Genomic DNA, 24,631 nt, shown 5'->3' on the forward strand with positions numbered 1-24,631 from the left:
CGGGTCGGGTGCGGAGACGGGCGGTTCAGTCCTGGGCGCGGCCGGTGGTGACCCGGGCGATCATGAGGGCGACCAGGATGATCCCGCCGTAGATGGCCTGGATCCAGAACGACGGCACCTGGGCGAGGGTGAGCAGGTTCTGCACGACGCCCAGCAGGAGGACGCCGGTCAGGGCGCCGAACATGGTGCCTTTGCCGCCGTCGAGGGCGATGCCGCCGATCACCGCGGCCGCGAACACCGTGAAGATCATGTTCTGGCCCTGGTTGGCGCTGATCGCGCCGACGTACCCGGTCTGCATGATGCCGCCGACGGCGGCGAGGACGCCCGCGACGACGAACACGCCGAGCATGACGCGCTCCACGCGGATGCCCGCCGCCCGGGCCGCGTCCGCGTTGCCGCCGATGGCGTACAGGGCGCGGCCGACCCGGTGGTACTTCAGGACCAGCCCGGCCACCGCGAAGGCGATCGCGGCGAGCCACACCGACAGCGGGACGGTGAGGAAGGTGGTGGTCGCCAGCGAGTAGAAGCTGTCGGGCATCCCGAACAGCGTCTTGCCCTTGGTCGCGCCGACCAGCAGGCCGCGCAGCACGATCAGCATGGCGAGCGTCACGATGAACGCGTTGAGCTTGAACTTCACGACGAGGACGCCGTTGAAGGCGCCCACGGCCGCGCCCGCGACCAGGACCGCCAACAGCGCGAGTGCCGCCGGGAGTTCGGTGCCCCAGCCGGACGCGGCGGCGGGCAGCACGAGCAGGGCGCCCACGGCGGGTGCGATGCCGACGACCGATTCCAGGGACAGGTCGAACTTGCCGGTGATGAGCACGAGGGACTCGGCGAGCACGACCATCGCGAGGGCGGCGGAGGCACCGAGGATCGAGACGATGTTCCGCTCGGTGAGGAACGAGTCGTTGACCACCGCGCCGAGCACGAGGAGCAGCAGCAGGGCGGGCACGAGGGCGAGTTCGCGGGCGCGGCGGAGCAGGACGGCCTTGGCGGCGCGCGGGTCGGTGGCGCGCGCGGGCGCGAGCGGCGGGGCCGCCTTGGTGTCAGCCATGGTCCACTCCTTCGATGGAGGCGATGAGCTCGTGGTCGCGCCAGCCCGCCGGGTGCTCGGCGACGACACGGCCGTGGAAGAGGACGAGGACCCGGTCGCAGCGCCTGAGGTCGTCGAGTTCGTCGGAGACGACGAGCACGGCGGTGCCGTCCTCGCGGGCGCTGTCCACCCGGGCGAGCAGGGACTCCTTGGACTTCACGTCGACGCCCGCGGTCGGGTTGACGAGGACGAGGAGCCGCGGCTCGGAGGCGAGGGCCCGGGCCATGACGACCTTCTGCGCGTTGCCGCCGGACAGGTCCGAGACGGGCTGGTCGGGGCCTTCCGCGTGGATGTCGAGGCGTTCGATCAGCGCCGTGGCGACACCGCGCTTGCGGTCGGTGCCGACGAAGCCGAACCGGCCGAGCCGGTCCAGGACGCTGAGGGTGGCGTTGTCACCGATGGACATGCCGAACACCAGGCCCTCGTCGTGCCGGTCGCGGGGGACGAAACCGACGCCGGCCTTCAGCGCGGCCTGGACGTCACCGAACGGCAGCGGGGCGCCGTCGATCCGGGCCGTCCCACTGGTGGGGGTGTGCAGTCCGGTGAACGACTCGGCGAGTTCGATCTTGCCGCTGGCGCTGGATCCGGCGAGTCCGACGACCTCGCCGCGCCGGACGGTGAGGTCGACGTTCTCGTACGCCGGCGAGGTGAGGCCGCGGACGTCGAGGAGGACGGGCCCGGCGGCCGCGACGGTCCTCAGCCGCTCGGCCTGTTCGGCGATCGTCTCCCCCGCCATGGCCTCCACCAGGGCCCCGCGGGGCAGGTCGGCGACCGGCGCGGTGGTGATCCAGCGGGCGTCGCGCAGGACCGTGACGGTCTGGCAGACCTCGTACACCTCCTGGAGGTGGTGGGAGATGAACAGGAAAGTGACGCCCGAGTCCTGGAGGGCGCGCATGCGCGTGAACAGCCGCTCGATCTCGCGGTTGTCGAGCTGGGCGGTGGGCTCGTCGAGGATGATGAAGCGGGCGCCGAAGCTGAGGGCCCTGGCGATCTCCACCATCTGCCGGTCCTCGACCTTGAGGTCGGCGGTGCGGGCGCCGGGGTCGACGCGCACGTCCCAGGTGTCGAGGAGCCGGGCCGCCTCGGTCTGCAGGCGGCGCCAGCTGATGAACCCGCGCCGGAGCGGCTGCCGGTTGATGAACAGGTTCTCGGCGACGGTCAGTTCGGGGACGACCGTCGGGTGCTGGTAGACGCAGGCGACCTTGCGGCGCCAGGCGTCGCGGTCGGTGAGCGGGGGCGCGGGGTCGCCGTCGAAGCGGACGGTGCCCTCGTCGGGGGCCTGAAGGCCGGTGAGGATCCTGACGAGGGTCGACTTGCCTGCGCCGTTGCGCCCGACGAGGGCGTGGGACTCGCCCGGCAGGACGGTGAGCTGTCCGTCGGCGAGGGCGGTGGTGGGGCCGTACCGCTTGACGATGCCCCGCGCTTCAACGAGTGGGCGGCTCATTTGACCGTGTTGCCCCAGAGCTTGGGGTCGTCGACGTTGTCCTTCGTCACCAGCGGTGCGGGCAGCTGGTCCTCCAGGATGCCGCTGGGCAGCTTGACGATGGTCGAGTCGTGGTCCGTCGGGCCCGGCTTGAACGTCTTCCCCTGCATCGCCGCCTTGATGTAGTACATGCCGTACTTGGCGTAGGCGTCGGCGGGCTGGGAGACGGTCGCGTCGATCTCGCCCTTGCGGATCGCGTCGAACTCCTGCGGGATGCCGTCGTTGGAGACGATGGTGATGTGCCCCGGCTGCCCGGCCTTCTTCAGCATTCCCTTGGACTTGAGGGTCTGGAGGGTGGGCGCGAGGTAGACGCCGCCCGCCTGCATGTAGATGCCCTTGATGTCGGGGTTGGCGTTGAGGAGGGTGTCGAGTTTCGAGGCCGCCGCGTCGGACTCCCACTTGGCGGGGATCTCCAGGACCTTCAGCTTCGGGAAGTTCTTCTTCACGCAGGCGCGGAACGCCTCGGAGCGGTCGCGGCCGTTGACCGAGGCGAGGTCGCCCATGATCTGCACGACCTTGCCGGAGGTGATGTGCTCGCCGAGGTACTGGCAGGCCTTCTCTCCGTAGGCGACGTTGTTCGCCCGGACGACCATGGCCACCTTGCCCTTGTCGGGCGCGACGTCCACGGCGACGACCGGCACGCCCTTGCGCTCGGCCTGGTCGAGGCCCGCCTCGATGGCGGCGCTGTCCAGCGGCGCGACGACCAGGCCCTTGACGCCCTGGTTGAGCTGGTTGTTGATGTCGGTGATCTGCTGCGAGGGATCGCTGTTGGAGTTGACGGTCTTCATCGCGTCCACGCCCTCGGACTTCGCCATCTTCGGCACGTAGTCGTTGTACGACTGCCAGAACGGCGAGGTCAGCAGGGGCAGGACGACCCCGACCTTGCCGCTGCCGTCACCGCCGCCGGCACTGGAGGCGCCGGTGTCCTTGGTGCTGCCGCACGCGGCGAGCAGGAGGGAGGCGCCGGCGGCCAGGGCCACCGTGCCGACGATCCGGGACCTGTACCGCTTGCGGGCTGTGCTTCCGGGCATCTGAGGCCCTCCCATCGACCGGTGTTCGAGCAGATGCCCGCATACTTATCAGACCACTCCCTCGCCGGAACACCCCACGACGCCAGATTTTCGCGCTCCTGACGCATAGTGGTCCGACCACATCGGCGATTAGACTGCGCCGCAGCCGGTGATCGGAGGAATGGCGTGGACGACGAGACAGCCCCGCAGAAGGGCACCGTGACGCAGCGCGCCATAGAGCGGATCAAGGCGATGATCGGCGAGGGCCGGCTGGAGCCGGGCCAGCGGCTGCCGACCGAACGTGACCTGGCCGCGCAGCTCGGCATGTCCCGCAGCTCGATGCGGGAGGCGATCCGCGCGCTCACGGTGCTGGGCGTGCTGGAGGCCCGGCACGGATCGGGCATCTACGTCACGCAGCTGGAGGCCGGCGACCTGCTGGAGACCTTCGGGGTCGTGGCGGACCTGTCGCGCGGCCCGCGTCTGGTGGAACTGCTGGAGATCCGGCGGATCCTGGAGTCGACGGCGACCGCGCTGGCCGCAGCCCGGATCACCGCGGACCAGCTGGCCGAGGTCGAGAAGCACCTGGCGGCGATGAACGCCACGGACGATCCGGAGGAGATCCTCGCCCACGACCTGGCTTTCCACCGCGAGATCGCGGTGGCCGCGGGCAACGAGACGATGGCCGCGATCCTGGAGGGCCTGTCGTCGCGGACGTTCCGCGCCCGTGTCTGGCGCGGCTACCAGGAGGAGGGTGCCTTCGCCCGCACCCGCCGCGAACACGCCGCGATCCACCGCGCCCTGGCCGCCCGCGACCCGGAGGCGGCCCGCGCGGCGGCGGCCGCGCACGTGGGCGAGGTGGAGGAGTGGCTCCGGGCACAGCTCGGGCCCTAGGGACAGACACTCCCCAGGGCCCGAGCTGCCGTGGCTACTTGAACTGACCGGGCTGGTAGTCGCCCGCCGGCTGCTGGAGGACGACGTTCAGCCGGTTCGCCGTGTTCATGAAGGCGATCAGGGTCACCAGCGCGACGAGCTGCTCTTCGTCGTAGTGCTTGGCGGCCCGCTCCCACACCTCGTCCGGCACCCCGCCGGCGCCGTCCGCGATCCGGGTCGCCTGCTCGGCCAGCTCGAAGGCGGCCCGCTCGGCCTCGGTGTAGACCGTGGCCTCCCGCCACGCGGCGACCAGGTTGATGCGTACGGAACTCTCGCCCGCCGCCGCGGCCTCCTTGGTGTGCATGTCGATGCAGACCGCGCAGCCGTTGATCTGGCTCACGCGGAGCGAGACCAGCTCCCGGGTGGCGGCCGGCAGCGGAGACTCCACGACCAGCCGCCCCAAGGACATGAACTGCTTGATGACCTTGCCGGCGCTCGGGATGGCGAAGACGTCCAGACGCGCGCTCATGGTGAGCTCCTCTGTCGTTGTCGATGCTTACGCCCTTATGAGCCGGCGGCTCGATCCGATGTGACATCGGGGAAGGTGACGTGGACCACAATGGACCGTATGCGACTGCGGGGCACGGCCTGGGTCACCGCCGGACTGCTGGCGGCCGTCGCGATCGGCTGTACCGGCGGCGGGGACGAAAGCGCGCCCGAGGCTTCCCCGACGTCCACCCGGGCCACGAGCGAGCGGCCTCGCACCACGCCCTCCCCCACCCCGGCCGACCCCGTCTCCCTCCCGGCCCTGATGCAGCGGAAGCACACCGGCTCCGGGCTGCGGCTCGGGGACGTGCTCGACCGGACCTCCGCCTACACCCGCTACGCGGTCACCTACGAGGCGAACGGTCTGACCATCTCCGGGATCATGAACATCCCGGAGGGCGAGGGCCCGTTCCCGGCACTGGTGCTGGCGCACGGCTACATCGACCCGGACGTCTACGTCAGCGGCCAGGGCATGCCCCGGGAGCAGGACCGCCTGGCCCGCAGCGGCTACGTCGTCCTGCACACCGACTACCGCAACCACGCCGGCTCCGACGACGACCCCGACAACGACGTCGGTCTGCGCCTCGGCTACACCGAGGACGTCATCGGCGCGGCCCTGGCACTGCGGGACTCCGGGCGCCCCGAGATCGACGGCGACCGGATCGGCCTGTTCGGCCGGTCGATGGGCGGCGGGGTCGTGTACAACACCCTGGTCGTGGCGCCCGGCCTGTTCGACGCCGCGGTGGTGTACGCGCCGGTGAGCGCCCGCCCGGAGGAGAACATCGACCACTTCCAGCGCCCCGACGGCGACCCCGTCGTGGCCGAGATCGAGGACAAGCACGGCACGCCCGAGGAGAATCCGGCGTTCTGGCGGGCCGTGTCACCCCTGACGTACGCCGAGCGCGTCACCGAACCCCTGCTGATCCAGCACGGCACGGCGGACGACACCTGCCCCCTCACCTGGTCACGTCAGGTCGCGGCCGCGTTCGAGAAGGCGGGCAACGACGTGGAACTGCGCACCCACGCCGGCGAGGGACACACCTTCGGGCCGCGGTGGCCGGCCTCGATGGACCTCACCGAGGCCTTCTTCGCCCGCCACTTGCGCTGAACCGCTCGGATCATCCGGCTGCCGAGGGCCTCGACGTGCGCCCTTGGCCGGTGCACAGTTCTCCCTACGTACTCGCCAGTAATCCCGTCCTTCCACGCCGAGGAGCCTCTGTGACCACCTGGGCCGGCCGCACCGCCGCCGAGATATCCGCCGCCGTACGCGAGAAGCGGGTCACCCCGCGCGAGGTGGCCGCCGAGCACCTCGCACGGATCGAGCGGCTCGACGGCCGTGTCGGGGCCTTCCGCACCGTGCGCGCCGAGGCGGCGCTGGCCGAGGCCAACGAGGTGGCCGCACGCGGCGACTTCGACCGCCTGCCCCTGGCCGGGGTGCCCGTGGCCGTCAAGGACAACCTCGCCGTGCGCGGCGAGTCCACCCGTGTCGGCTCGGCCGCGACACCGGACACTCCGGCCGACCGGGACCATGTGACGGTGGCCCGGCTGCGGGCGGCGGGCGCGGTGGTCGTGGGGCTGACGAACGTGCCCGAACTGTGTGTCTTCGGCACGACGGACGGCGTGCTGGGCACCGCCCGCAACCCCTGGGACCCGACGCGCTCGGCGGGCGGCTCGTCGGGCGGCAGCGCCGCCGCGGTCGCCGCCGGGATGGTGCCGATCGCCCTCGGCAACGACGGCATGGGTTCCCTGCGCATACCGGCCGCCAACTGCGGCCTCGTCACCATCAAGCCGGGACACGGAGTGGTCCCGGCGGGTGACGGTGACGGCGGCTGGTTCGGCTTGTCGGAGAACGGACCGCTCGCCACGACCGTCGAGGACGCCCGTCTGATGCTCTCGGTGCTCGCGGACGACGAGCCCGCCCTCCGCGCGGACACCGGTCCCCTCAGGGTCGCCGTGTCGCTGCGCAGTCCGGTCGCCGGCGTCACCATCAGCCGGCCGTACGCGGCGGCCGCACGGGAGGCCGCCGGGGTGCTGATGAAGGCGGGCCACCAGGTCCGGCGCGCCGACCCGCCCTACCCGCTGTCGCTCGCCACGACCTCGCTGGCCCACTGGACGGCCGGCACCGCCGCGGACGCCCAGCACCTCGACGCACGTCTGCTCACCCGGCGTACCCGCACCCACGCGAGACTCGGCCGGCTCGTCATGGGCAGGGTGCGCTCCGGGACGGCCCGGGAGCAACTGCGCCGGCGGCTGGAGCCGTTCTTCACCGAGTACGACGTGCTGCTCACGCCCGCGCTCGCCCGCCGCTCCCCCAAGGCCGCGCCCTGGCACGAGCGGGGCTGGCTGAGCAACCTCCTGGCGAACACGAACTACTCGCCCCTGACGCCCCCGTGGAACCTGACCGGCTGGCCCGCGATGTCGGTCCCCTGCGGAACCCTCCCCTCCGGCGCCCCTTGTGCCGTGCAGCTGGTGGGACGCCCCGGCACGGAGTACCAACTCCTGGAAGTGGCCCAGCAGTTGCAGGAACGTAATCCGTGGCGGCGTACGGCGCCGATGAACTAGAGTCGGCCGGGTGACTGCCGGGTCGGCCGTAGGCCATGCACGAGTGAGGCGCCCGGCCTCGGAGTGAGCGCGGCGGGGGTGACCCCGCCCGGGCCCGCCCGAGAGCCGGAGAGGGCACGAGCCCCGCCTCCCGTCTCCGTGTCCTCATCCCCTCGCGCCCACTGCGGCGCTTCACCACGGATCCCGAGACCCGGAGACTCTTCAGACTCATGTCCCACACACACCACACCCCCGAACTCCCGGCCACCGTCGCCCGCCTCGACCACACCGTCGTCTTGGCCTCGGACCGCCAACTGTCGGCGGAGTTCCTGGCGGCGGTCCTGGGCCTGAAGGTGGGCGCCCCCTTCGGGCCGTTCCTGCCCGTCGACCTGGGCAACGGCGTGACCCTCGACTACTACGAGAAGACCGACGAGCCGATCCAGGGACAGCACTACGCGTTCCTCGTGCCCGAGGACCAGTTCGACACCATGATCGCCCGGCTGGAGGCGCTGGGGGTCACCTACTACGCCGACCCGAGCCACACCGAGCCCGGCCGGGTCAACGGCCTCTTCGGCGGCCGCGGCGCCTACTTCGACGACCCGGACGGCCACAACATGGAGATCATGACCCGGCCGTACGTCCGCCCCTGACGGCCCCGGTCACGGTCTCCCCGCTGCTCCGGAGCGCCCGGTACATGATGTGCAGCCCCACGAGGCCGTGCCGGGGATGGTCGAACGCGTCGGGCACCGTACCGAGGATCGTGAAGCCGAGGGAGGACCACAGTTTCACGGCCGGGTTGGTCTCGACGACGGCGTTGAACACCATGCCCCGGTAGCCGGCGGCCCTCGCCTCGGTCAGGAGGTGTTCGGCCAGGGCGCGGCCGTGGCCCCGCCCGCCCTGGTCCGGGTCGACCATGAAGCCGGCGTTGGCGATACGGGCGGCGGGTCCGCCGTAGTTGGGGGTGAGGTACGCGGAGGCGACGACACTGCCGCCGTCGTCCTCGACGACGTAGACGCGTTTCGCCGGATTCATCCACAGGACCCGGGCCTCCTCCTCGGAGGTGCCCGGGTCCCATGCGTAGGTCTCGCCCGCGGCGACGATGCGGTGCCAGAACGGCCAGATGCGCGGCCAGTCGTCAGCCGTTGCTTCCCTGATCAGCATGGGCGCGAGTCTGGCACGCCCACGCGCTCGCGAACGCGGAGGGGCCGCGCCCGGTCAGTCGACGCTGGGCAGGATGTGGGGCTCGGCGAGGTCCTCCTCGTAGCCCGCGAGGCGGATGGGGGCCGACCGGGCCCACACGTCGAGGCTGCCGAGTTCGTCGGACCGGCGGCCCTTGCGCTCCGTGCGTTCCTTGGGGCGTTGCTCGCGATTCGTCTTCTCCGGTGTCACCGCGCACTCCTTATGTGTCGGTCACCCTCGGGACGTTGCGCCATCCTGCTCTGCGCCTGACGCCCGCTCGGGTCTGATGCCAAATGCAGTTCGGACGCGGTGGCGCCGGTAACTCGCGGGAGCGCAGGCCGTGGTGTACCGGCTAGTCCCATGACGGACCGTGGGTGTGGGTCCCGTCCTGCTGTCCGTCCGCCTCAGGTTAACCAAATGAGCGGCCCCCCGCTCGATGGGGCTGAAAACAAGCGGTAACGATCGCGCGTCATCCCGTGTTCAGCTCGGGTTTACGCACCGATTTGCCCACGGAAGGACGTTTTGCAGATCACCCGAACGGGGTAGACCCGCACCGGCGGTTTCCAGACGTCGGCCGGGGGGCCGGGAAGCCCTACCACTTGCCCGGCGCGTAGTCCTTCAGAAAGACGCCGTACAGGTCCTCCCCCGCCTCGCCCCGCACGATCGGGTCGTAGACCCGGGCCGCACCGTCGACCAGGTCCAGCGGCGCGTGGAACCCGGCCTCCGCGAGCCGCAGCTTGTCGTAGTGCGGCCGCTCGTCCGTGATCCAGCCCGTGTCGACCGAGGTCATCAGGATGCCGTCGGTCTGGAACATCTCCTGCGCACTGGTCCGCGTCACCATGTTCATCGCGGCCTTCGCGGCGTTGGTGTTCGGATGCCCCGCACCCTTGTAGCCGCGGCCGAACACGCCTTCCATCGCCGAGACGTTCACGACGTACGCGCGTCCGCTCGCCGCCTTCTTCGCGGCCTCGGCCATGACCGGGCGGAGCCGGCTGATGAGGATGAACGGCGCCGTGTAGTTGCACAGCTGGGTCTCCAGCAGCTCCACCGGGGAGATCTGTTCGATCGTCTGCACCCAGGTGTTGGAGTCGACGACGTCGGGGACCAGCCCGCCCGCGTCGATCGCCGTGCCGTCGAGGTGCCGTTCGACGCTGGCGTTGCCCGCGACCAGGGCGAGGTCGGCGACCTGCTGGGCGTCGAGGCCGCTGGTGCCCAGGGGCAGCGCGGCCAGGCCGTCGACCGCGCCGGAGTTGAAGGCGCCGATGACGTGGTGGGCGGGCAGCTCACCTGCGGGCAGCGCGGCGCTCTCGCCCTCGACCAGCGCGGCGTAGGCGGAGGGCAGGCGGCGTACGGTCTGGGTCGCGTTGTTGACGAGGATGTCGAGCGGACCCGCCTCGGCGACCTGCTCGGCGAGGGCCACGGCCTGGGCCGGGTCGCGCAGGTCGATGCCGACGACCTCCAGGCGGTGGATCCAGTCCGCGGAGTCGTCCATCGCCTTGAAGCGGCGGATGGCGTCCTTGGGGAAGCGCGTGGTGATCGTGGTGTGCGCGCCGTCACGCAGCAGCCGGAGCGCGATGTACATGCCGATCTTGGCGCGGCCGCCGGTGAGCAGCGCGCGCTTGCCGGTGAGGTCGGCGCGGACGTCGCGCTTCTCGCGGTTCATGCGGGCGCAGTCCGGACAGAGCTGGTGGTAGAAGTAGTCGACTTCCACGTACCGGGTCTTGCAGGTGTAGCAGGAGCGCGGGCGCTGGAGTATCCCCGCGATCCGGCCCTCCTCGGTGCGCGAGGAGGGCAGCAGGCCCTCGGTCTCGTCGTCGATGCGCTGGGCGGAGCCGGTCGCCGTGGCCTCCGTGACCGCCTTGTCGTGGGCGGTCTTGGCGGCCCGGCGCTCCTGGCGGCGGCGCTGCTTGACCGTGCGGTAGACGCCCGCGGTGGCGCGGCGCACGGCGACGGCGTCCGGGTGGTCGATCTCCAGCTTGTCGAGTTCCTCGAGCACGCTGAGGCAGACGGCCAGCCGCTCCGGGTCGATGCCGGGTCCGTACGAGAGCCCGCTCGCCTCGTCCATGGCCTGCGGGCCGTCCTCTGTCACCGTCATCGCCGCTGTCGTTCCCTGCTCTGCTGTGGTGGCGCGCCGGTCGCGCCCGCTTTCGAAGGGCGAATTTTACGTCAGCGGCGGGCCACACCGCCAAACGCGGCCGACTCAGGACCGGCAGGCGGCGCTCAGCGTGCGCACCTCCTCCGCGACGGCCTCGGCGAGCCGGTCGAGGTCCGGCACGGCATGGCCGTCGGCGACGAGCCCGTAGTGGACGCTCCCGCGGTACGTCGAGACCGCCACCGCCAGGGAGTGGCCGGGGGCCAGCGGGGCGAACGGGAAGACGGCGGTGAGCGGGTTGCCGCCGAGCTTCAGGCCGAGGCTGGGCAGGGGGACGCTGGTGACCAGGATGTCGAACCAGAGCCGGGCCGCCTGGCCGACCAGCGGTCCGCCCAGCCGGTGGGCCAGGGCCGGGACGTGGTCGGCGAGCAGGGCGACGGCGCCCGCGCCCCGGTTGGGGCCGGCGTCCTTGTTGCGGTCCATGGCCGTGCGGACCGAGGCGAGGCGGGCCAGCGGGTCCGGGTCGTCCACCGGAAGCCGTATCAGGTAGCCGGAGAGCCGGTTGCCCTGCGGATACGCGGTGCGCGGGCGGCGCTTGGAGACGGGGATCAGGGCGCGGGGCGCGACGTCCTCGCTGGCGTCGCCGCGCTCGTCGAGCCAGCGGCGCAGCGCGCCCGCGACGACCGCGATCAGGACGTCGTTGACGGTGCCGCCGACGGTCTTGCGGACGCGGTGCACGTCGTCGATGTCGAGCAGCACTCCGGCGGTGCGGCGGGTGCCGCTCGGCTCACAAGTGAGCGCGGGGGCGGAGCGCACGTCGAGGGAGGAGAGGGCGACGGAGGCGCCGATGTCGAGGGCCCGGGCGGCGTCGGACAGGGCGCCGCGCACCATCCCCGGCAGCTCGCGTACGTCCGGCAGCAGGCCGCGCGGGGGCCCGGCCGGGCGGGGCCGGGGCGCGGGCATGTCCATCGGGTCCATGACGCCGGCGGCGAGGGTCAGCGCCCGCAGCCCGTCGGCCAGGGCGTGGTGGAACTTGAACAGCACCGCGAAGGAGATCCCGTCCTCGCCGGGCAGCACATGGGCCTCCCACGGCGGCCGGCCACGCTCCAGCGGACGTCCCATGAGCCGGCCCGCGACCGAGTGGAAGTCGCCGGTCGGGGCGTGCAGCCGCACATGGTTCAGGGGGTCGAAGTCCGGGTCGGATTCGCGGGCGGCGCCGCCGAAGGCGAGGGGCCGGCGCAGCGCGGCGGGCAGCGGCTGCCACACGTTGCGGATGCGCATCCGCAGTCCGGGTACGCCGGCGGCGCGGGCCGCGAGCAGATCGGCCGCGTGGGCGCCGGCGGCGGGCGAGTGGGCCGAGAAGATCCCGAGCGCACCGAGGTGCATCGGGTTGTCCGCGGACTCGATGTTCCAGAACGCCAGGTCGAGAGGAGCGAGCAGGTCAGCAGTCAAGGGCTTGCCTCGCGTCGACGACGGGTGGGCCAGCAGTCAATCGCCCCCAGCCGATTACGGTCAAGTACGATCAGGCTACGTACAGTTAACAGCAGATTAAGTCCCGCCCCGATGAAAGGGGCGGGACTTATGGTGCATGTGGGGTCAGTCCAGCACAGGACGCGGCGCCGGGCACCCCGTGGGAGTCACCCGGGAGGCGTCACGGATCAGCGCCTGGTGGGCTGACTTCAGCCGGGCCGTGTCCGGTTTGAGCACGGCCCGGTCGTACGTGAGGAAGCCGTTCAGTTCGCCCTCGACATCGGCGATCTGGGTGTACACGGCCCCGTTGCTGCCCCGGCACACCAGTGCCCGGACCTCGTCCAGTTTTGTCAGGTAGTCGTCCGTATAGGTGGCCGGGTCGACGTCGACGTACGACTGCTGCACCGACCAGGCGTGGCCGGGCACCGCGAGGCCCAGGCCGCCGTACTCGCCGCTGACCAGGGCGCGCTCGCCGTCGGGGCGGGGCGGCAGGGCCGGGCTCGGGTAGCCGTGCTCGTCCATGATGTCGCCGGTGCCGCCGTCGGCGCCGAGGTTCAGCCCGGACTGGCCGTTGACGAGGCGGGTGGGGTCCCAGGCCTTGGCCTGCTCGGCGACGCGGCCGACGTCGTACTGGCCCCAGCCCTCGTTGAAGGTCACCCACATGACGACCGACGGGCTGCTGACGTGCTCGTCGATCATCTCCTTCAGCTCGCGCTCGTAGCGGGCGCGGGAGGCGGGGCTCGGATTCACCCCGGCCGTCATCGCGGGCATGTCCTGCCACACCAGCAGCCCGAGCCGGTCGGCCCAGTGGAACCAGCGGTCCGGCTCGACCTTGATGTGCTTGCGGACGGAGTTGAAGCCGAGCCGCTTGTGCGCCTTGAGGTCGTAGGCGAGGGCCTCGTCGGTGGGCGCGGTGTGCAGGCCGTCCGGCCAGAAGCCCTGGTCGAGGGTGGCCATCATGAAGACGGGCTCGCCGTTGAGGACCGTGCGCGGGACGCCGTTGACCTTCTCGACGGCGATGGAGCGCATCCCGAAGTAGCTGCCGACCCGGTCGGCGCCGACCTTCACCTTCAGGCCGTAGAGGAACGGGTCGTCGGGCGACCACAGGTGCGGGTCGCGGACGGTGAGTGTCAGCGGGCTGCCGGTGCGGCCGCTCGCCGTGGCCACCTCGCGCCGGCCGTCGTACGCCGTCGCCGTGATCGGTACGCCGTCCCGCACGCCCCGGGCCTGAACGGTCAGCTTCTCCCCGGCCACGTCGGGGACGAGCTTCAGGGAGTCCACATGGTCGCGGGCCACCGGCTCCATCCAGACCGTCTGCCAGATGCCGGAGGACGGGGTGTACCAGATGCCGCTGGGGTCCAGGCGCTGCTTGCCGAGGGGCGGGTTCTCACCGGAGACGGCGTCGGTCGGGTCGTAGACACCGACGATGAGTTCCTGGATGCGGCCGGGCTTGAGCGCGTCGGTGATGTCGGCGCTGAACTTGTCGTAGCCGCCCTCGTGCTCGACGACCTTCGTGCCGTTGACGTACACCTCGGAGCGCCAGTCGACGGCGCCGAAGTTGAGCTTGAGCCGCTTGCCGGAGCCGATCCGCCAGTCGGCGGGGACGGTGAAGGTGCGGCGGTACCACATGCGGTCCTCGTGCCGTTCGATGCCGGAGAGCTGGGACTCCACCGGGTACGGGACGAGGATGCGCTCCTTCAGCGTCCTGCCCACGGGCGGCTGCTCGCCCGGTTCGGCGGCGGCGAACTGCCAGCGGCCATTGAGGCCCTGCCAGGCGTCCCGGGTCAGCTGCGGGCGCGGGTACTCCGGGAGGGCGTTGCCGGGTCCGACCTCGTCGGCCCAGCGGGTGCGCAGCTGGTGGGTCGAGCGGTTGGGGCCGCTGGTCCAGAACTCCTTGACAACGTTGCCGTCGGTGTCGGTGAGGCCGCCCTGCCCGTCGTAGCGGACGTCGGCGGTGCCGCGGGCCGTGCCGGTCTTGTTGCCGACGACCGGTTCGTCGAGGGTCACCAGGAGGGAGGTGGGGTCGGAGGGGTCCGGCCGTGCCGCGCCCAGGGGCCATTCGGCGCCGCCGATCACCGCCTTGAGGTGGTCGGTGAAGCTCGCCGGGGGTGCGGCGAGGGGCTGGGCGAAGTCGAGCTTGAGGGTGCGGCCGGTGGGCTGGACCGTGGCCGCGAGGGCTCCGTCGTAGTCGAAGCCGTCCGGGAGGCGGAAGGCCGACTGCGGGACGGGCTCCTTGTCGCCGCCGGGCTGGGTCCAGCGCAGGTGGAGGTTGGAGCCGCCGTAGTGCTCGAAGTACTCGACCTTGATGTCGTAGGGCATGCCGGCGGTCAGGTCGACGGGCTGCGCGGTCTGTTCGCGGTCCCAGTCGTCGACCCAGTGGTCGATGGCGAGCCTGCCGTCGATCCAGAGGCGGAAGCCGTTGTCACCGATGACCGAGAACGTGTGGGGGCCGGTCTTCTCCGGGACGAGCTTGCCGGTCCAGCGGACGCTGACGTCGTCGGACTGCCCGGTGGTGAAGTTCAGGCGCGGTTCCAGGTTGTCGAAGTCCAGGTCCTGGTCGAAGGTCGTCGCCTTGAGGGTGTGGAAGTCGAAGGCGCCGGGGGCGGAGTGCGTGTAGTACTCGCCCTTGAGGCCGTGGATGTCGGCCGGGTCGTCCGCGAGGGCGGGTGCCGCGGTCAGGCCGGTGAGGGCGAGGAGCGCGGCGAGCAGTAACGCGAGTCGGGCTCTGAGGCGTCTGGTGTGCACGGAACCTCCACAACAACGTTGTCATGGACATGAGTTGGCATGACAACATCACGGATTCCGTGCTTCGTCCAGAGGCAGGACAAAGTCCCCCGGCCGCTCCTCCTCAGGTGACCAGCTGCCCCTTGCCGAGGGCGATGACGCCGCCCTTGGACACCGTGTACAGCTCCGCGTCGCGCTCGGGGTTGACGCCGATCGTCGCGCCCGGCGGCACCTCGACGTTCTTGTCCAGCACGGCGCCGCGCACCACCGCGCCCCGGCCGATGTGCACGTTGTCGTGCAGCACCGACCCCTGTACGACGGCCCCCGGGTCGACCACCACACCCGGCGACAGCACGGACCGCGTGACCTGCCCGCGGATGAGGCAGCCGGCGCTGATGATGGACTCGCTGGCGATGCCCCCGGCGTTGAAACGGGCCGGCGAGAGCTGGTACGAGTGCGTGTAGATGGGCCAGCTGCGGTTGAACAGGTTGAAGGCCGGGCGCTCGGCGATCAGGTCCATGTGGGCGTCGTAGTAGGCGTCGAGCGTGCCGACGTCCCGCCAGTAGCCCTGGTCGCGGGTGGTCTCGCCGGGCACGTGGTTGGCGCTGAAGTCGTACAGCGCGGCCTCGCCCCGGTCGGTGAGCTGGGGCAGGATCGAGCCGCCCATGTCGTGCACGGAGCGCTCGTCCTCCGCGTCCCGCTGGAGCGCCTCGATGAGGGCCTTGGTGGTGAAGATGTAGTTGCCCATGGAGGCGAAGACCATCTCGGGGTCGTCGGCCAGGCCGGGCGGGTCCGTCGGCTTCTCCAGGAAGCGCTCCACCGTCTGGCCGTCCGAGCCCGGCGTGATCACGCCGAACGCGGAGGACTCGGTGCGCGGCACCCGGATCCCGGCCACCGTGACGCCCGCTCCGCTGTCGATGTGCTGGGTGAGCATCTGGCGGGGGTCCATGCGGTAGACGTGGTCGGCGCCGAAGACGGCGACGTACTCGGGGCGCTCGTCGTAGATCAGGTTCAGCGACTGGAGGATCGCGTCGGCGCTGCCCAGGTACCAGCGGGGGCCGAGGCGCTGCTGGGCGGGCACGGGCGTGACGTAGTTGCCGAGCAGGCTGGACATCCGCCAGGTGGTGGTGATGTGCCGGTCCAGCGAGTGCGACTTGTACTGCGTCAGGACGCAGATGCGCAGCACGTCGGCGTTCACCAGGTTGGACAGGACGAAGTCGACCAGGCGGTACGTACCGCCGAAGGTCACCGCGGGTTTCGCCCGGTCCGCGGTCAGGGGCATCAGACGCTTGCCCTCTCCGCCCGCCAGCACGATTCCCAGGACCGAAGGACCACCACGACGCATGGCCGCTCCCCTCACGCAGATTTCCCGATGCCTGCCCCTGAGCAGCTCGTACTAAGCCTGTTTCAGGATCTCCTCGTAGAGCCGGACCGTGCGGCGGGCCACCGCGTCCCAGCCGAACTCGCCGACCGCGCGTTCCCGCCCGGCCTCACCCATCCGCCGGGCGGCCGCCGGGTCGCCCAGTACGGAGTCCATGGCCCGGGCGAGTCCCGCCTCGAAGCCGTCTCCGGGCGGGACCAGCAGGCCCGTCCTGCCGTCGTCCACGACCTCGGGGATCCCACCGACCGCCGAGGCCACCACCGGCGTGCCGCAGGCCATCGCCTCCAGGTTCACGATGCCGAGCGGCTCGTACACCGAGGGGCAGACGAACAGGGCGGCGTGCGTGAGGAGCTGGATCACCTCCGGGCGCGGCAGCATCTTCGGAATCCAGAAGACGCCGTCGCGGACCCGGCTCAGCTCCCCGAACAGCTCGCGGAACTCCTGGTCGATCTCCGGCGTGTCCGGCGCGCCCGCGCACAGCACGACCTGCGCGGCCGGGTCGATGTCCCGCACCGCGCGCAGCAGGTGGGGCACGCCCTTCTGGCGGGTGATGCGGCCGACGAACAGCACGTACGGACGGGAGCGGTCGAGGCCGATGCGGTCCAGGGCGTCCGTGCCGTGGTCGGGCCGGTACAGGCTCGTGTCGATGCCGTTGTGGATGACGTGGACCTTCTCCGGGTCCAGGGCCGGGTAGCAGCCGAGGATGTCCTCGCGCATGGCGCCCGACACGGCGACCACCGCGTCGGCGGCCTCGATCGCGGTGCGCTCGGCCCAGCTCGACAGCTCGTAGCCGCCGCCGAGCTGCTCGGCCTTCCAGGGGCGCAGGGGCTCCAGGGAGTGGGCCGTCATCACGTGCGGGATGCCGTAGAGCATCTTGGCGAGGTGGCCGCCCAGGTTGGCGTACCAGGTGTGGGTGTGGACCAGCTCGCGGCCTTCGAGGGCGGCGGCCATGGCCAGGTCGACGGAGAAGGTGCGCAGCGCGTCGTTGGCGCCGTCGAGCGTGGACCAGGGGCGGTGGCGCAGCACGCCGTCGGCGCGGCCCTCGCCCCAGCAGTGCACGTCGAGGTCGACCAGTGGTCTGAGCTCCCGGGCGAGGAACTCCACATGGACGCCTGCGCCGCCGTACACATCCGGCGGGTACTCCCGGGTCAGCAGTCCGACGCGCACCCGCAACTCCCTGCTCTCAGCGGCCGTTCCCTTTCATGGTCACCCAGATGGGGCCTGTGGGGAAGAGCGGGGCGGCCGTGTGAAGCAACAGTCACCACACAGGCCCCCGCCGGGCACGCGGTAGTACAGACAGCAGCTGCGGCGCCGGAAGGCCGTGCCGGTGAGGGTTGCGGCGCCGGTCAGCAGGGGGTGCGCGAGGAGTTCCGCGGTCAGGGAACGGGCCCGGGCGGCGGCGTCCGTACGGCCGTGCCGCCGGGTCCAGCGGTCGAGTTCCCGGGCGGCGCCCGCCAGCGCGGAGGCGGCGTTGCCCCGCAGCAGGCCCGGGGCGAGGCGGTAGTGGGCGCGCAGGGCGGCCGAGAGGGGGTCGAGGTGGCGGTGCAGGATGAGGTCCGCCAGGACACCTCCTAGGGTCTGCGCGTTCCCGGGGAGCGGCCGTACGTCCGACAGCCACAGGTCGTCGGGGGTGCCCGCGTCGGCGTCCCAGTGCAGCAGCCGGGGGTCGAGGTCGGGGACGCGGCCGTAGAGCGCGGCGCAGCCGAGTGCCACGGACCAGAGTCGGGCCGCGAGTCCCAGGTGGGCCACGGACGCCGCGACGCGCGACTCCGGGACCCGCAGGGCGCTCGCGACCTTGTCGACACGGAAAATCAGGGAATTTCCGTACACATCCGGTGACATGGTGGCGTAGGCCTGTGCGAGAGTGGGGAGAGGCCCGGCCGCCGCTCCTCCTGTGCGCAGCACGAAGTAGCCGCCGAGCGGGCGGAGCGCGGCAAGGTCGGGGTCGAGGTCCACGGAGAGCAGTAATACCAAGGCCCCTAGGGGATGCGACCCGGTGCCCCCCGACCGGGCCGCCCACCCTGGGGATGACGGGGGTCCCCTCATACTCCATCGGCAGTAGGACCCAATGAGTGCTCAGGGACGACGACGGGAAGACCTGGACACGGCAGGGTGTTGGTCATGAAAGCCCACCTTTCGCCGCGCCGGGCCGAGCGCCCCCGCCTGACGCAGAGGAGCAGCCGATGAGCGCCCTCGCGTTGTCCGTCCTGCTGTCCCTCGTGTCCGCGTTCGCCTACGCGGGCGGGGCGATCATGCAGGAGCGGGTGGCGGAGTCGTCGCCGGACGAGCAGTACGCGCCGCTGCGGCGGCCGGGCTGGTGGGCGGCGGTCGCGCTGAACGGCCTCGGCGGTCTGCTCCACGTGGTGGCGCTGGCGTACGGCCCCCTCAGTCTGGTGCAGCCGCTCGGCGCGCTGACCATCGTGGTGGCCCTGCCGATGGCGGCGCTGTTCGTCGGCCGCAAGGCCGGTGCCACGGCGTGGCGCGGCGCGATCATGGCGACGGTGGGGCTCGCGGGTCTGCTGTCCCTGGTCGCCGCGTCCGACGCGCGGTCGCTGGACACGGCGCAGCGGGTGGGCGTGGCCCTGGTCACGGCCGGTGTGGTGGTGGCGCTGATGATCGCAGGCCGGGCCGCGCACCGGCACGCGGCGGTCCGCAGCATGCTGCTGGCGACGGCCTCGGGTATCGCGTTCGGTATGTCCTCGGTGTTCACCAAGACCGTCGCGGTCGACTGGACCGGCGGTGTGTCGGCGGCGGACGTGCCGTCCCTCGCCGTGATCGGCGTCCTGGCCACGGCGGGCATGCTGCTGTCGCAGGCCGCGTACCGGGGTGCCGGCCTCGCGGCCCCGCTGGCCACGCTGACGGTCGTGAACCCGGTGGTGGCGGCCGCGGTCGGCATCACGATGTTCGGCGAAACCTTCCGCTACGGCACGACGGGCACGGCGCTCGCCCTCAGCTGCGGCGTGGTGGCGGCGGGCGGCCTGATCCTGCTGACGACGGAACGGCTCACCCACGCCCGGCCGGAGCCTGCGGGAGCCGCCGGGCTGGAGGTCGCCGGGACGGTGGACTCGCTGCTCCCTGAGACGGTGGACGCGCTGCTTCCCGAGCCGGTGGGCGCATCGGTGCCCGGGACGGTGGACGCGCTGCTTCCCGAGCCCGTGGCCGTGTCGGTGCCCGAGCCCGTGGGCGCGTCGCTGCCCAGGACCATGGGTGCGCCGCCCGTCGCCGTCGGGGCGCTGCCCAGGGCGATGGGTGCCGAGGTCGGCCGAGGGGCGTCAGGGGACGTGCCGGTGCCTGCGGTTGCCGGTACCGGTACCGGTACCGGTGAACCCGAGGCCGGACCGGACGTCGCGTACGAGAGCGGGGAACGCCCGCTCTCCTACGCTGCCTGCTACGGCATCCCGTACGTGCCGATGCCCACGGTGGACCGGCACCGCACCCGTATCAGATCCTGACGCCGCCGGCCCTCAGGTAGGCGATGGGGTCGACGTCCGAGCCGAAACCGGGCCCCGTCCGCACCTCGAAGTGCAGATGCGGGCCCGAGCTGTTCCCGGTGGAGCCGGAGCGGCCGATGCGCTGGCCCGCGCTCACCGTCTGCCCGTCCCGCACGGAGATCGCCGACAGGTGGGCGTACTGGCTGTAGCGGCCGTCGCCGTGCCGGATGACGACCTGGTAGCCGTACGAGCCGCCCCACCCCGCGCTGACGACGCTGCCCGAGGCGACGGCCTTGACGGACGTGCCCGTGGGCACGGGGAAGTCGACGCCGGTGTGGTAGCCCTTCGACCAGGACGAGCCCGCCTTGCGGTAGGGCGTCCCCATGGAGGCGCTGACGGGGGCGACCAGGCCCTGCCGGGTGGCCGTGGACCGTGCGGCGCGCTCCTTGCTCTCGTCCTTGGAACGGTCCTTGGCACGGTCCGGGACTTTCGATGACGGCTTCTTCGCCGGCTTCTTCGCCGGCGTCTTCGTCGACGGCTCGGCCGACGGGGTGGCGGCACGCTCGGGCGCGGGACGCGTCTTCGTGGCGCCCTCGCCGCTCAGCGCGAGCCGCTGGCCCGGCACGATGAGATCGGGATCGCCCCCTATGGCCGTGCGGTTGGCCGCGTACAGACCGCGCCAGCCGCCCCGCACCTCCCGCTCCTCCGCGATCCCGGAGAGCGTGTCGCCCCGCACCACCGTGTACATCTCGGCGCTGCCCGCCCGCGACTGCGGCGTGGACTGCGGCCGTACGTCCTCGATGGAGGTCTTCGGCCTCTGCTTCCGGTCCGCCTTCTCGCTCTTCCTCGTGCTCTCGGCGGCCGGCCGGATGTCGGGCTCGGCTCCGTCCCGGGTCAGCCCGGCCCGTACGGAGCACACCGGCCAGGCGCCCGGGCCCTGCCCGTCGAGCACCTTCTCGGCGACGGCGATCTGCTGGTCCTTGCCGGCCAGGTCCGCGCGCGCCGCGTAGGCCCGGCCGCCGTACGCCTCCCAGGTGGACTGGGTGAACTGGAGCCCGCCGTAGAACCCGTTGCCGGTGTTGATGTTCCAGTCGTTGCTCGACTCGCAGGCGGCGACCTTGTTCCAGGTGTCCACGTCCGCCGCCTGGGCGGTGCCGGCGCCCATGAACGGGAGCGCCATGCCCGCGCCGCCCGCCGTGACGGTGAGTGAGGCGCGGTTGATCCTGTTCGGCTGATACCGGCGATGCCGGCCGCGTACGGCCATCGAGAGCCCCCCTAGACATGCGTCAGGAGGGGCAAAAGTAAGCGCTGCGAACCGGCCAGGACAAGGCGGCTATCGGCCGCCCGGTTGCCCAAATGGCCGGGATGAGGCCCCTGTTGCGCGTCGTGCGCCTCGGCGGTGCACCGTGTACGTCACCCGGTGCGCGGGTGCGGCGCGCGCGGGGACGCGTACCTCGGGTGAGTGCGACGGGGGCTCTTGTGCGTATCTGCGTGCGCGACGTCGTACGACCCGCGCGTGCGGACGTAGGAGCGGCACGTCAGGATGGGCGACGGGGGCATGCTGGTGGACGCGGTGGACACGCCGGTGGACACCGTCCGCAGCACCGATACCGAGGTCTTTAGGAGCCAACCGAATGAGCAGTACAGCGCAGATCGGCGTCACGGGTCTCGCGGTCATGGGCCGCAACCTCGCCCGCAACTTCGCCCGCAACGGCTACACGGTGGCGGTGCACAACCGGACGCCCTCGCGCACGCGCGCCCTGGTCGAGGAGTTCGGCGGGGAGGGGGAGTTCGTCGCGTGCGAGACCGCCAAGGAGTTCGTGGCCGCGCTGGAGCGGCCGCGGCGGCTGGTCGTGATGGTGAAGGCCGGTGAGCCGACGGACGCGGTGATCCAGGAGTTCGCCCCGCTTCTGGAGCCCGGCGACATGATCATCGACGGCGGCAACGCGCACTTCGCGGACACCCGGCGCCGGGAGCGCGACCTGCGCGAGCAGGGCATCCACTTCGTGGGCATGGGCGTCTCCGGCGGTGAGGAGGGTGCGCTCAACGGGCCGAGCATCATGCCGGGCGGCCCGAAGGAGTCCTACGACTCGCTGGGCCCGATGCTGGAGAAGATCTCGGCCAAGGCGGCCGACGGTTCGCCGTGCGTCTCGCACGTCGGTCCGGACGGTGCCGGGCACTTCGTGAAGATGGTGCACAACGGCATCGAGTACGCGGACATGCAGCTCATCGGCGAGGCGTACCAGCTGCTGCGCGACGTCGCCGGGTACTCCCCCGCCCAGATCGCGGAGATCTTCCGCACCTGGAACCAGGGCCGCCTCGACTCGTACCTGATCGAGATCACGGCCGAGGTGCTCTCGCACGTGGACGCGCGGACGGGCGAGCCGTTCGTGGACGTGGTGGTGGACCAGGCGGAGCAGAAGGGCACCGGCCGCTGGACCGTGCAGATCGCGCTCGACCTGGGCGTGCCGGTGTCCGGCATCGCCGAGGCGGTCTTCGCCCGTTCGCTGTCGGGCCATGCGGCGCTGCGGGAGGCCTCGCGCGGGCTGGCCGGCCCGAAGGCGAAGCCGCTCGGCGAGGCGGAGGCCCAGGCCTTCGCCGACCGGGTGGAGCAGGCGCTGTACGCGTCGAAGATCGTGTCGTACACGCAGGGCTTCCACGAGATCGACGCGGCGCGCGACGAGTACGGCTGGGACATCGATCTCGGCGCGGTGTCCGCGCTGTGGCGTGGTGGCTGCATCATCCGCGCGGCCTTCCTGGACCGGATCCGCTCCGCCTACGACACCCGGCCGGATCTGCCGAGCCTGCTGTCGGACGCGACGTTCGCGCAGGAGATCGCGGACGCCCAGGACGACTGGCGCGAGGTGCTGGTCGCGGCCACCCGCCAGGGCGTGCCGACGCCCGGTTTCGCCGCGGCGCTCGCCTACTACGACGCCCTGCGCGCGGAGCGGCTGCCGGCGGCGCTGACGCAGGGGCAGCGGGACTACTTCGGTGCGCACACCTACCGGAGGGTGGACCGGGACGGGTCGTTCCACACGCTGTGGGGTGGGGACCGGTCGGAGGTCTCCGCGTAGGCGCTCCACGCTGATGCGAACGGTACGGGGCCGGTGGACGGCTGTGACAGCTGTCCACCGGCCCCGTGCTCGTGCGGGTTCTCCTGCCGCGCTCCGGGCTCAGGAGAGCGGCGGGCCCGGTTCGGGGTTCGGTACGGGTTCCGGCCCCGGCGGGATCGGCGACGGGTCGGGTCCCGGCACCGGGTCGGGGCCCGGGGGTGCCGGCGGGGTCGGGCCCGGTGGAGTCGGACCCGGGGGCGTCGGACCCGGCGGTGTCGGGCCCGGGGGCGGGACCGGGGACGGGGGCGGTGGGGTCGGCTCCGGGCCCGGCGGCGGCTGCGGGTTCGGCACCGGATCGGGGTGCGGCTCCGGGGGCTGGGGCTCGGGGCCCGGCGTCGGCCCCGGCGGTACGGGGTCGGGATATGGATTCGTCATGAGGTCCTCCAGCCAGTCGCTCGACTCCGGCTCTGGACTACTCCCCCGCCTACCCGTCGGCTCCTTCCCCAGTCACCCCCGCGCAGGACGGGGAGGGGCCAGGTGGAGGTAGCGGGGGGCGGGGGCGGGTCCGGACACCGCGCGTCCCGGCTCGGGAGTCCGGAGCCGGGAGTCAGAAACGGCCGGGGTGTTCAGCCAGCCACTCCTTCGCCGCCGCCAGGAGGGCCTGGTCTGCCGGTGGGGCCTCGTCGGGGTGGCGTTCGGACCACTTGGCGACGTAGGGGCAGAGCGGGGCGACGGCGCTCTGCTCGCGGGCGGCGATGCCGTAGAGCTCTCGCGCCAGCGCACCCGCGATGCCCTGGCCCTCGTGGGCCGGTTCGACGATCGTGTGCACGGGCACGAGCGCGCGTTCGGGGCTGTCGAGGACGAAGTACTCGATGCGGCCGACCACTTCCCCGCCGGACACCGCCTCCAGGCGCCCCGCCTCGCGGTCGTCGCGGATCACCAGGTCCCTCATGGACACGCTCCTGTCCCTGTACGTCGGTCAGGCCCGGACGGCCTGCGGGCTGCGCTGCTGGTCCGAGCCCGGTACCGGCTCGGACGGGTCGGCGCCGAGGTCCACGATCCGGTTGTCGCGGTCCACGTGCACGACCCGGGGGGTGAGTGCCCGGGCCTCGGCGTCCGTCACCTGGGCGTAGCTGATGATGATCACCAGATCGCCGGGGTGGACGAGGTGGGCGGCGGCCCCGTTGATCCCGACGACGCCGGACCCGCGCTCGCCCTCGATGACGTACGTCTCCAGCCGGGCGCCGTTGGTGATGTCCACGATGTGCACGAGCTCGCCGGGCAGCAGGTCGGCGGCGTCGAGCAGGTCGGCGTCGATGGTCACGGATCCCACGTAGTGCAGGTCGGCCTGGGTGACGGTGGCGCGGTGGATCTTGGACTTGAACATGGTGCGAAGCATGAAGAAACTCCCGACATGTCTGCTCCCTGCCTGCTTTGTGCAGGTCAAGGGCGGTCGTCCACGGAGGCTACATCGATTCGCGTGTCCGGTCAGCTGTCGCCCGGTGTTTCCGTACTCACACCGAGACTTCGCCGGGCGGTCCCGCCGTCGGCCGATACCGTGCGAAGCCGCATCGACGACCCGAGAGCTATCGGACGCACCGCCTGCTGACGCCCTGCCGGCAGCCGCCCGCGACGCCGGCCTCTGCACACCCCAGCCGTCAACAGGAACTGCCGCAGGACGACGAACTGCTCCCACAGGACGACGAACTGCTGCCGGAGCAGGAGGAGGAAGCGCCGCAGGAACCGGACGGCGAGGGG

General features: G+C 71.8%; 21 protein-coding genes. 6 read left to right on the forward strand and 15 right to left on the reverse strand.

All coding sequences use genetic code 11. The features are described from left to right. Positions 1 to 25: 25 nt before the first annotated feature. The 3 genes from ACZ3I3_RS35270 to ACZ3I3_RS35280 are packed head-to-tail and all read right to left on the reverse strand — an operon-like array spanning position 26 to position 3,607. A complete protein-coding gene (locus tag ACZ3I3_RS35270; protein WP_150484393.1) occupies positions 26 to 1,054 on the reverse strand; it encodes an ABC transporter permease in 1,029 nt (342 codons plus the stop codon). Then, positions 1,047 to 2,537 carry a sugar ABC transporter ATP-binding protein gene (locus ACZ3I3_RS35275; RefSeq protein WP_467371808.1) on the reverse strand — a complete coding sequence of 497 codons (1,491 nt, stop codon included), beginning with the start codon at positions 2,535 to 2,537 and terminating at the stop codon, positions 1,047 to 1,049. The genes ACZ3I3_RS35270 and ACZ3I3_RS35275 overlap by 8 nt, the downstream gene beginning before the upstream one ends. After that, the gene (locus tag ACZ3I3_RS35280) at positions 2,534 to 3,607 is read right to left on the reverse strand and encodes a sugar ABC transporter substrate-binding protein (protein ID WP_467371810.1); all 1,074 of its coding nucleotides are present in this window, start codon (positions 3,605 to 3,607) and stop codon (positions 2,534 to 2,536) included. The genes ACZ3I3_RS35275 and ACZ3I3_RS35280 overlap by 4 nt, the downstream gene beginning before the upstream one ends. A 165-nt stretch (positions 3,608 to 3,772) precedes the next feature. Here ACZ3I3_RS35280 and ACZ3I3_RS35285 point away from each other — a divergent pair, with 165 nt between their 5' ends. Then, positions 3,773 to 4,477 (forward strand): FadR/GntR family transcriptional regulator, encoded by a 705-nt coding sequence (locus ACZ3I3_RS35285; protein WP_467371812.1) that lies wholly within the window; start codon positions 3,773 to 3,775, stop codon positions 4,475 to 4,477. Positions 4,478 to 4,511: 34 nt separating this feature from the next. On the opposite strand, the gene ACZ3I3_RS35290 is transcribed toward ACZ3I3_RS35285, so the two are convergent. Continuing rightward, positions 4,512 to 4,985 (reverse strand): carboxymuconolactone decarboxylase family protein, encoded by a 474-nt coding sequence (locus ACZ3I3_RS35290; RefSeq protein WP_467371814.1) that lies wholly within the window; start codon positions 4,983 to 4,985, stop codon positions 4,512 to 4,514. A 90-nt stretch (positions 4,986 to 5,075) separates the two neighbouring features. Between ACZ3I3_RS35290 and ACZ3I3_RS35295 the strand changes: the two genes are divergently transcribed. The 3 genes from ACZ3I3_RS35295 to ACZ3I3_RS35305 all read left to right on the forward strand — a co-directional run bounded on the left by ACZ3I3_RS35295 (position 5,076) and on the right by ACZ3I3_RS35305 (position 8,193). Then, complete coding sequence (locus tag ACZ3I3_RS35295) at positions 5,076 to 6,110, forward strand: alpha/beta hydrolase family protein (RefSeq protein WP_467371816.1); 1,035 nt, start codon at positions 5,076 to 5,078, stop codon at positions 6,108 to 6,110. A 110-nt stretch (positions 6,111 to 6,220) separates the two neighbouring features. Beyond that, a complete protein-coding gene (locus tag ACZ3I3_RS35300) occupies positions 6,221 to 7,564 on the forward strand; it encodes an amidase (RefSeq protein ID WP_467371818.1) in 1,344 nt (447 codons plus the stop codon). A 209-nt stretch (positions 7,565 to 7,773) separates the two neighbouring features. After that, positions 7,774 to 8,193 carry a VOC family protein gene (locus ACZ3I3_RS35305; protein ID WP_467371820.1) on the forward strand — a complete coding sequence of 140 codons (420 nt, stop codon included), beginning with the start codon at positions 7,774 to 7,776 and terminating at the stop codon, positions 8,191 to 8,193. Here ACZ3I3_RS35305 and ACZ3I3_RS35310 read toward each other — a convergent pair. The 8 genes from ACZ3I3_RS35310 to ACZ3I3_RS35345 form a co-directional block, all read right to left on the reverse strand. After that, positions 8,165 to 8,704, reverse strand: coding sequence for a GNAT family N-acetyltransferase (locus tag ACZ3I3_RS35310; RefSeq protein WP_467371821.1), 540 nt, complete (start codon positions 8,702 to 8,704; stop codon positions 8,165 to 8,167). The two genes, ACZ3I3_RS35305 and ACZ3I3_RS35310, sit on opposite strands and share 29 nt — an antisense overlap. Positions 8,705 to 8,758: 54 nt before the next feature. Beyond that, positions 8,759 to 8,932, reverse strand: a complete 174-nt coding sequence (locus tag ACZ3I3_RS35315; RefSeq protein WP_010037330.1) for a hypothetical protein — start codon at positions 8,930 to 8,932, stop codon at positions 8,759 to 8,761. A gap of 382 nt (positions 8,933 to 9,314) precedes the next feature. Continuing rightward, entirely contained in the window at positions 9,315 to 10,817 is a 1,503-nt protein-coding gene (locus ACZ3I3_RS35320; protein WP_467371824.1) for an SDR family NAD(P)-dependent oxidoreductase, read from the reverse strand. Positions 10,818 to 10,922: 105 nt separating this feature from the next. After that, positions 10,923 to 12,266 carry a wax ester/triacylglycerol synthase family O-acyltransferase gene (locus tag ACZ3I3_RS35325; RefSeq protein WP_467371826.1) on the reverse strand — a complete coding sequence of 448 codons (1,344 nt, stop codon included), beginning with the start codon at positions 12,264 to 12,266 and terminating at the stop codon, positions 10,923 to 10,925. A gap of 144 nt (positions 12,267 to 12,410) precedes the next feature. Then, positions 12,411 to 15,029, reverse strand: coding sequence for a PA14 domain-containing protein (locus ACZ3I3_RS35330; protein ID WP_467371828.1), 2,619 nt, complete (start codon positions 15,027 to 15,029; stop codon positions 12,411 to 12,413). Between the two features lie 103 nt (positions 15,030 to 15,132). After that, positions 15,133 to 16,353 carry a glucose-1-phosphate adenylyltransferase gene (gene glgC, locus ACZ3I3_RS35335; protein WP_403839124.1) on the reverse strand — a complete coding sequence of 407 codons (1,221 nt, stop codon included), beginning with the start codon at positions 16,351 to 16,353 and terminating at the stop codon, positions 15,133 to 15,135. Between the two features lie 51 nt (positions 16,354 to 16,404). Beyond that, entirely contained in the window at positions 16,405 to 17,556 is a 1,152-nt protein-coding gene (gene glgA / locus ACZ3I3_RS35340; RefSeq protein WP_467371830.1) for a glycogen synthase, read from the reverse strand. 39 nt (positions 17,557 to 17,595) lie between these two features. Then, positions 17,596 to 18,345, reverse strand: coding sequence for a (2Fe-2S)-binding protein (locus tag ACZ3I3_RS35345; protein WP_467371832.1), 750 nt, complete (start codon positions 18,343 to 18,345; stop codon positions 17,596 to 17,598). 227 nt (positions 18,346 to 18,572) lie between these two features. On the opposite strand from ACZ3I3_RS35345, the gene ACZ3I3_RS35350 reads away from it, so the two are divergent. After that, positions 18,573 to 19,841: a DMT family transporter gene (locus ACZ3I3_RS35350; RefSeq protein WP_467371834.1), complete on the forward strand. Its 1,269-nt coding sequence runs from the start codon at positions 18,573 to 18,575 to the stop codon at positions 19,839 to 19,841. Here the strand turns inward: ACZ3I3_RS35350 and ACZ3I3_RS35355 are convergent. Continuing rightward, complete coding sequence (locus ACZ3I3_RS35355) at positions 19,831 to 21,084, reverse strand: peptidoglycan DD-metalloendopeptidase family protein (protein ID WP_467371836.1); 1,254 nt, start codon at positions 21,082 to 21,084, stop codon at positions 19,831 to 19,833. The two genes, ACZ3I3_RS35350 and ACZ3I3_RS35355, sit on opposite strands and share 11 nt — an antisense overlap. A gap of 370 nt (positions 21,085 to 21,454) precedes the next feature. On the opposite strand from ACZ3I3_RS35355, the gene gndA reads away from it, so the two are divergent. Continuing rightward, positions 21,455 to 22,894, forward strand: coding sequence for an NADP-dependent phosphogluconate dehydrogenase (gene gndA / locus ACZ3I3_RS35360; protein ID WP_467371838.1), 1,440 nt, complete (start codon positions 21,455 to 21,457; stop codon positions 22,892 to 22,894). A gap of 586 nt (positions 22,895 to 23,480) precedes the next feature. On the opposite strand, the gene ACZ3I3_RS35365 is transcribed toward gndA, so the two are convergent. Both ACZ3I3_RS35365 and panD read right to left on the reverse strand, forming a co-directional pair. Then, the gene (locus ACZ3I3_RS35365; RefSeq protein WP_467371840.1) at positions 23,481 to 23,825 is read right to left on the reverse strand and encodes a GNAT family N-acetyltransferase; all 345 of its coding nucleotides are present in this window, start codon (positions 23,823 to 23,825) and stop codon (positions 23,481 to 23,483) included. Between the two features lie 27 nt (positions 23,826 to 23,852). Then, positions 23,853 to 24,272 carry an aspartate 1-decarboxylase gene (gene panD / locus ACZ3I3_RS35370; protein WP_086598998.1) on the reverse strand — a complete coding sequence of 140 codons (420 nt, stop codon included), beginning with the start codon at positions 24,270 to 24,272 and terminating at the stop codon, positions 23,853 to 23,855. Between the last annotated feature and the right edge of the window lie 359 nt (positions 24,273 to 24,631).

Source organism: Streptomyces sp. NPDC016851, assembly GCF_055562795.1.

Excerpts from the sequence above, each read along its gene's own strand:
- ACZ3I3_RS35355 (WP_467371836.1), bottom strand. The coding sequence starts at position 21,084 with ATGGCCGTACGCGGCCGGCATCGCCGGTATCAGCCGAACAGGATCAAC.
- ACZ3I3_RS35290 (WP_467371814.1), bottom strand. The coding sequence starts at position 4,985 with ATGAGCGCGCGTCTGGACGTCTTCGCCATCCCGAGCGCCGGCAAGGTC.
- ACZ3I3_RS35320 (WP_467371824.1), bottom strand. The coding sequence starts at position 10,817 with ATGACGGTGACAGAGGACGGCCCGCAGGCCATGGACGAGGCGAGCGGG.
- ACZ3I3_RS35270 (WP_150484393.1), bottom strand. The coding sequence starts at position 1,054 with ATGGCTGACACCAAGGCGGCCCCGCCGCTCGCGCCCGCGCGCGCCACC.
- panD (WP_086598998.1), bottom strand. The coding sequence starts at position 24,272 with ATGCTTCGCACCATGTTCAAGTCCAAGATCCACCGCGCCACCGTCACC.
- ACZ3I3_RS35295 (WP_467371816.1), top strand. The coding sequence starts at position 5,076 with ATGGACCGTATGCGACTGCGGGGCACGGCCTGGGTCACCGCCGGACTG.
- gndA (WP_467371838.1), top strand. The coding sequence starts at position 21,455 with ATGAGCAGTACAGCGCAGATCGGCGTCACGGGTCTCGCGGTCATGGGC.
- ACZ3I3_RS35280 (WP_467371810.1), bottom strand. The coding sequence starts at position 3,607 with ATGCCCGGAAGCACAGCCCGCAAGCGGTACAGGTCCCGGATCGTCGGC.
- glgC (WP_403839124.1), bottom strand. The coding sequence starts at position 16,353 with ATGCGTCGTGGTGGTCCTTCGGTCCTGGGAATCGTGCTGGCGGGCGGA.
- ACZ3I3_RS35365 (WP_467371840.1), bottom strand. The coding sequence starts at position 23,825 with ATGAGGGACCTGGTGATCCGCGACGACCGCGAGGCGGGGCGCCTGGAG.
- ACZ3I3_RS35305 (WP_467371820.1), top strand. The coding sequence starts at position 7,774 with ATGTCCCACACACACCACACCCCCGAACTCCCGGCCACCGTCGCCCGC.
- ACZ3I3_RS35275 (WP_467371808.1), bottom strand. The coding sequence starts at position 2,537 with ATGAGCCGCCCACTCGTTGAAGCGCGGGGCATCGTCAAGCGGTACGGC.
- ACZ3I3_RS35310 (WP_467371821.1), bottom strand. The coding sequence starts at position 8,704 with ATGCTGATCAGGGAAGCAACGGCTGACGACTGGCCGCGCATCTGGCCG.
- ACZ3I3_RS35350 (WP_467371834.1), top strand. The coding sequence starts at position 18,573 with ATGAGCGCCCTCGCGTTGTCCGTCCTGCTGTCCCTCGTGTCCGCGTTC.